Consider the following 368-nt stretch of genomic DNA (forward strand, 5'->3'; position numbering starts at 1 on the left):
GTAGGTGAACTGGGTCACTTCCATGCCGTTGAGCCAGACTTCCCAGCCCAGGCCCCACGCGCCCAGCGTCGGCGATTCCCAGTTGTCCTCGACGAAGCGCAGGTCGTGCACCAGCGGATCGATGCCCAGTGCCTTCAGCGGCACCGCGGCGCCGGCCTGCGCCACTTCCAGCAAGGCCAGCGTACGCGGAGGATCCACCATGGCCGCCAGTTCCTCAAGAATGCCAGCCACCGCCGGTAACGCGGTTGATCTCGGCCAGGCTGGTGATGCCCGCAGCGGCCTTCTTCAACGCCGACTGGCGCAGATCGTTCACCCCGATCTGCTGCGCGGCCTCGGCAATCTGCAACGCATTGCCGCCAGCCAACACG

At 66.6% G+C, this 368-nt stretch carries 1 pseudogene; it reads right to left on the minus strand.

Annotated features, from left to right (window positions below):
• A pseudogene (locus ABGA94_RS06005) lies at nt 1-138 on the minus strand (glycine--tRNA ligase subunit alpha); the annotation flags it as partial.
• Nucleotides 139-368 lie beyond the last annotated feature (230 nt).

The sequence above is a fragment of the Stenotrophomonas sp. 3diitr2024 genome (assembly GCF_042136455.1).
Taxonomy (GTDB): Bacteria; Pseudomonadota; Gammaproteobacteria; order Xanthomonadales; family Xanthomonadaceae; genus Stenotrophomonas; species Stenotrophomonas sepilia.